The following is a 5,580-nucleotide window of genomic DNA, read 5'->3' on the forward strand; positions in this document are numbered from 1 at the left end:
AAGAACAGCATCAATATATGAGGTTATTACTGAGGGAATAGTTCATCGTAGTGATATGAGACTATTGAACAGTAATTGCCCGGTTTTGAAGCTGTATCGCCGCACATATTTACTGATATGGAGAGGCCAGCCCTCTTAAGAAAGGGCAAAAACTGTTCTGGTAATTTCTAATTCCCCTTCCAGCCTTGAGGTCAAGATGCTATGGCAGTTTTGGTGGCGTTTGTATCAAGATGTTGCGGCCACATTCCGATCATCGTATTATTTTCAAAAACTACCTCTCTCCAGCAACCAGTGCCACTTTTAAAATATCGCTTCAGAGGGGCTGCCGGCATACACGCTTAGTGTATAGATTATGTTTTTCTTTCCGACGTCATCAATACCAAAAAGAAAACCTAGTTTACAGGTGGATGATATCGCGCCATTTTGCTTTCCCATGTTTCATTGTGAAATGCGCCGCATCCAGACTGCGTACCTTATCTTCAAACAGATTGCCCTGGATGCGTGGCTTCTTTAACCCGCTTAACTACCGAATAAATCCACTGTAGCAAGATTCCATTTACGCGCCAGCGCGTGGTGGCGCGCCCATTGAAATCGGCGCCACCCGTCGCATGATTTTCCATAGCCCCATCGGGAAATAGACATTTTGCTACCCCAGACCGCCATATCTGACCGACGGTATCACCTATTCACAAACCGCGGGTCAACGTCGATAATCACCTGACGGTTCATGGTGTTCGGGCATCAACCAGTAACTCGCCCTTGCCGAAAATATTTTCTAGCATGATGTTGCCCTGTCCCACGTTTTGCCAGCTTGAGTTTCGATAATTTGGCTGGCTGTCATTATCCAGCCAGTAAAATCCGCTTCCCGTTTGCAAGTGGGTATTCTATTTGCCGATCATCCGGAAATGCCCTCGTAATATTGCTCATGTCTGTATTTTTGCGGACGGGGTCATCTGCTTTATTGGTTTGATGGGCAGATGCCAAAGCTTTTGTTTTCAGGGCCAACACGGAGCCAGTTGACCGATATTCAGGGTTTTTGCCGATGTTTTCCCGGTTAGCCTGTGCAGCATCTGGCGGTAAGTCGCCGTCCAGCTTGAGATTGTAAGGCATATTAACTGCAAAATTTTGTCGGTCATCGGGGGTCCCTATCGTTGGTCGGTCAGGGTTCCTTATGTGAGAAAAAACAATCTGGGTTTGAAGGATTATAAAATGAATATCGTTATTATACAAAATGACGGCTGCTTTTTATGACTTCTTCACGCAAATTCCCCGGCATCAATATCCTTGAAGGTTTCAAATTTTTCCGCAAACAACTGGAGGCCCGGGACAGGCGTTCGTCCAAATTCCTGCATGCAGAGGAAAAGGCATTATCGCTATAAGGACTGGCGTACATGGCTAAAATTAATATCCACATGGTGATGTTCTCCTCGTTAATCGGTAGGTTTATTGTGAGTGTGTGGCGTGGATGGCGAATTTGCCGTGATAGCTGTTAGTGGCACGACATCCCAGTTAAGTACGCAGGCGCTATACTGCTGTCCGCATTGTGGGAAGGCCAGTAGCAGGTCAATTCCCTACTCGCCGCTTTCCCGGTTGTTGGGTAATGTCTCCCTGGGTAGGATTCAGGTGACGGATTGCCTGATGGCAGCTGATGCAAATAATACTCATAACGGGTTTTCCTTATCTAGAGTCACGATGAGTTCGGCCAATATCTCGAAGGCATTTTGAAATTCACAATACGGCGGCAGAATGGTCTACCCAGGTGATGCATGGCGCGGTTGATGTGCCTTTCAATCTGGCGGCGCAGGTTTTATTTCCTTATGGCTAGGCGACTTTAAAATGATACAAATTACTCATATCAGTAAATTTATATTGGAAAAACATATATTTTTATAATCAAAATTAAGATGTAGCTATATCAATATTAACAGCGATGTTTTTTATGCATGGCTCACCCAAGTCCTTATCCCAGTACTTCCTAAAAACAGTGTAATTATGATGGATAATGCAACTTTTCACAAGAAACAGAGTATTCAAGAAGTGATCATCGATGCGGGGCATATGCTGGAATATTTGCCTACCTATTCGCCAGATCTTAATCCAATTGAACATAAATGGGCACAAGCTAAATGCAAAAAAAAAGCGCTCGGATGCGACACAGATATTTTGTTCGCACTCAATATGGTGTAATCAAAATTAAGTCGCTTAGCTATATCGTTCAGAAGTTAAAATAAAGTTTAATGGCGACTATAGTAATGAGCTTCCTCCATCAATGCTTGTTGGTTTAGGCGGCAAATAGCGTTAAGGGAAAACTGGATCTGAATCTTTCCCGAAATTTGGGAAATCTCCGGCTATAATAAAGTTGCCCCTAAATGGGCAGTTCATTATAGTTTAGTCTATACTAGTTGGAGCCAGTTTAAAGAACTGAAAGCCACCGCAAAAGATGATGGATGCGTTTTATTTAATAAACATGAAGGTTTTAGAGACGTGTTCCGTATTGCTTTAGGTACCACTTACTATCATAATGATCATTGGACATTTCGTACCGGCATTGCCTTTGATGATAGCCCAGTACCCGCTAAAAATCGCTCGATCTCAATTCCCGATCAAGATCGCTTTTGGATCAGTGCCGGTACAACTTATGCCTTTAACGAAAATGCCTCAGTTGACGTAGGCATTTCCTACATGCACGGACAACATGTAAAAATCAAAGAAGAAATGCCGTCAATAGGTATGCCCCTACCGGCATATGAATTTAAATCAAGCGGTAGCGCTTGGTTAGCAGGTGTTAACTTTAACTACAAATTATAATTTTTTATTAAAAATACAAAAGGATAGAAATAGCTATCCTTGATAAAATCGATCAGTAAGAAATATTTAGTGATGATAATTTTAAATCCAAATATCACCACTGATGCCACCATTCACTAATTAAATAATTTATCGTAAATGATAATTAGCAAACAATTATATTATTAATTGATTTTTTAATTTATAAAGATTTAAGTTAACGTGACAATAAAAATCAATCAATTACCTCACCATTATTTTTTTACTTATTAACATTTAAACTAAAATGTACCAGTCTATTACTAATCAATAGAATCCAAATCTTCTTCAATTACAGCAGCGTTAGGATTAATAGTCGGCTTCAACACCACCCCTCCCTGCGGCTTAAAATCTTTATTCTGAAAATATACCTCTCTGACCATTAAATATGGATCAGAAGAGTTTTGTAGTATTCCATCAGAGTCTAAAAAAAGTGCCCGTTTTTCGATTCCCTCTAATACCCATTTTCCGGCTGACATCCAAAAAGTAAGGTAACTTAACATCGGGTAAGCCTTGTCAGCCCAGTCACCTCCATCTTCTCGTAGGGTAAAACTACCATAACCTGGCAATACCACATATGGACCGTAACCAACCTGATAATATCCCAAAGTACTACCAAAACGATTAGATTCTTGTTTAGCAAGTTTAGGATTAGCCATTGAAGCAATATCGATCAATCCCGCCATACCAAAAACACTATTTAGGAAAAAACGATTGAAATGCTTCATTCCTTGATAAATATCACCGCGTAGAAAATTATTTACCATACTTGCAGGCTCTTCCAGGTTAGCAAAAAAATTGACTAAACCATTACGTGCAGGCATAGGAAAATAATCACGCCAAGCAACGGCAACTGGACGCACCACATAATGATCGAGAACATGATAATTAAAATCAAACATTGTTCGATTAAAATTCTCTAGCGGATCAGAGCGCTGTTGATTATCGGTTGGTATACTAGAACAGCTTGTAATCAATCCTACTGCAAAAAATACGCCACATAATCGATATGTTTTAAATCTTGTTTTTCTATTCAACAAAACACCCTCACATAGATTGTCCATTCATAATTATATATCCTGATTAATTTAATCTTACTTACTTTTTGATTTAATGATAAGAATTTAATCACTATTTATCTAAGCATATAATCTAAAAGCGATTATTCTTAAATAGGGGGATAGGTAAAAACAAATAAATAACAACAAGTTATAGCCAAAAAATATAAAAAATAATAATTATTCTCAAATGATAAACACATCATAATGTAAAATAGATAAACAAATTTAATAACAATATTTATTAAATAATTCACTAAATGATAATTTATAAAATAATAATTTAACGATTTACTCTAATATAGCGCAACAGAGAATCAAACCTATTTAAACACAAATCCAGCCATCAGAAATAAAATTAAACTAATTTTATTCAAAAAGTTGATTTTAATAGGGATTTAATAGTAAAATAAATAGTATATCAAGGCAACTTAAGACTGAAACAATTCTATGTCCTCTTAGTTAAATGGATATAGCTAATAAAATAAATAATAAACTGATTTAATTACAAAAAGCATTATATTAACATTAATAATGTACTCACATATGTACACATTTGAAAATTAATATATAAAATATTAATTATGAACTACCATACATCACCTATATTTTAAACCTAATTATCTTTTTCAAATTTATCATGTTGTACGGCTTCCAGTTTATTATAAAGCGCATCCAGTTTTGCTTTTATCACCGTCTGCCCTCTCACGTAATCCTCACGTCGTACATACTGTATAGCTGGGCTACTTTAAAATGATTACAAGTAATTACTCTATATCATTAAATTTATATTGGAGAAAAACATATATTTTATAATCAAAATTAAGACGCTTAGCTATATTGATAGTTCAGCCTTAAAAGTAAGAAATTCACGCTCTAAAGAGTTTAAATTTTATAGACTGATTTCTAAGCGACTAAAACGCTCCATTTGCCGTTTTTCCATCTAACCTAAAAAAGAGTCGAGCAATACTAAAGAGAAATCCCATAAACCCTAATAATAGTCCCACCAATGTCCAAAACTCTACTTCTTGTTTCATAATTTCTTTGCCTCCAGGAAATCAAGGAGCTTATTTACCTCCATTTTCAACGCTTGACATTGCTGTCCCGTGTCAACGAGCCAGGCAAGTAAATCTTGCTGAATGAGTTCAGAGAGGCGTAACCTGGTTTTAATTGTTAAAACGGCTCTGGACATTGATTGAGCACTGGGGGTATTATCGGTGTCACTGTCGGTGGGCACACGAAAGGCGGCATTGACTTGCTGCACGAAACCGTTAGTAAAACCAGTGGGAAGAGCATGTAATTGCCCCATTTCGTCAATAAATTAGAAAGTATAGCTGGGCTACTTTAAAATGATTACAAGTAATTACTCTATATCATTAAATTTATATTGGAGAAAAACATATATTTTATAATCAAAATTAAGTCGCTTAGCTATAACATCATGGAGTTCTCTTTTCAGTTGTTGTTGATAAAATTCGAGTGTTTTTAATTGCTGTAAATAATGCATTTCCATTTTATGGGCGGTTTGTATTTTTTTGCTGGTAGTCAGCCAGTTTCGCTGCCAGAACCAATTTTTCTTGCTCAAATACTTTTTTGCTGTTCCTGACAGTCAGCAAGGCGCTTATCATACTCGTGGTTCTGTTGCGATACCCCTTCTCTATAGCCTCTTGCCCAACCTTGCTGATAACTGTAATAA

At 37.6% G+C, this 5,580-nt stretch carries 7 protein-coding genes and 1 pseudogene; 3 read left to right on the forward strand and 5 right to left on the reverse strand.

What is annotated here, in order from left to right; all coding sequences use genetic code 11:
- Window positions 1-840 precede the first annotated feature (840 nt).
- Window positions 841-1,230, reverse strand: coding sequence for a hypothetical protein (locus ARSQ2_RS07025; RefSeq protein WP_181994849.1), 390 nt, complete (start codon window positions 1,228-1,230; stop codon window positions 841-843).
- Between the two features lie 732 nt (window positions 1,231-1,962).
- Between ARSQ2_RS07025 and ARSQ2_RS07030 the strand changes: the two genes are divergently transcribed.
- Window positions 1,963-2,187 (forward strand): transposase, encoded by a 225-nt coding sequence (locus ARSQ2_RS07030; RefSeq protein ID WP_238334370.1) that lies wholly within the window; start codon window positions 1,963-1,965, stop codon window positions 2,185-2,187.
- A 22-nt stretch (window positions 2,188-2,209) separates the two neighbouring features.
- Window positions 2,210-2,808: pseudogene (locus ARSQ2_RS07035) on the forward strand (outer membrane protein transport protein); the annotation flags it as partial.
- Between the two features lie 281 nt (window positions 2,809-3,089).
- Here ARSQ2_RS07035 and mlaA read toward each other — a convergent pair.
- On the reverse strand, window positions 3,090-3,863 hold the full coding sequence (gene mlaA, locus ARSQ2_RS07040) for a phospholipid-binding lipoprotein MlaA (RefSeq protein WP_238334367.1): 774 nt from the start codon (window positions 3,861-3,863) through the stop codon (window positions 3,090-3,092).
- 812 nt (window positions 3,864-4,675) lie between these two features.
- Here mlaA and ARSQ2_RS07045 point away from each other — a divergent pair.
- Window positions 4,676-4,831: a hypothetical protein gene (locus tag ARSQ2_RS07045; RefSeq protein ID WP_181994851.1), complete on the forward strand. Its 156-nt coding sequence runs from the start codon at window positions 4,676-4,678 to the stop codon at window positions 4,829-4,831.
- 86 nt (window positions 4,832-4,917) lie between these two features.
- Here the strand turns inward: ARSQ2_RS07045 and ARSQ2_RS07050 are convergent, their stop codons facing one another.
- The 3 genes from ARSQ2_RS07050 to ARSQ2_RS12780 all read right to left on the reverse strand — a co-directional run.
- Window positions 4,918-5,193, reverse strand: a complete 276-nt coding sequence (locus ARSQ2_RS07050) for a hypothetical protein (RefSeq protein WP_181994852.1) — start codon at window positions 5,191-5,193, stop codon at window positions 4,918-4,920.
- A 54-nt stretch (window positions 5,194-5,247) separates the two neighbouring features.
- Window positions 5,248-5,397 (reverse strand): hypothetical protein, encoded by a 150-nt coding sequence (locus tag ARSQ2_RS07055; RefSeq protein ID WP_238334368.1) that lies wholly within the window; start codon window positions 5,395-5,397, stop codon window positions 5,248-5,250.
- A 1-nt stretch (window position 5,398) separates the two neighbouring features.
- The coding region (locus ARSQ2_RS12780; RefSeq protein WP_238334369.1) for a hypothetical protein at window positions 5,399-5,580 on the reverse strand (182 nt) is incomplete at its 5' end.

Source organism: Arsenophonus endosymbiont of Bemisia tabaci Q2, from assembly GCF_902713415.1.
Classification (GTDB): Bacteria; Pseudomonadota; Gammaproteobacteria; order Enterobacterales; family Enterobacteriaceae; genus Arsenophonus.

What these genes read in the sequence shown, in the direction of transcription:
- ARSQ2_RS07050 (WP_181994852.1), bottom strand. Translation starts at nt 5,193, where the DNA reads ATGGGGCAATTACATGCTCTTCCCACTGGTTTTACTAACGGTTTCGTG.
- ARSQ2_RS07055 (WP_238334368.1), bottom strand. Translation starts at nt 5,397, where the DNA reads ATGGAAATGCATTATTTACAGCAATTAAAAACACTCGAATTTTATCAA.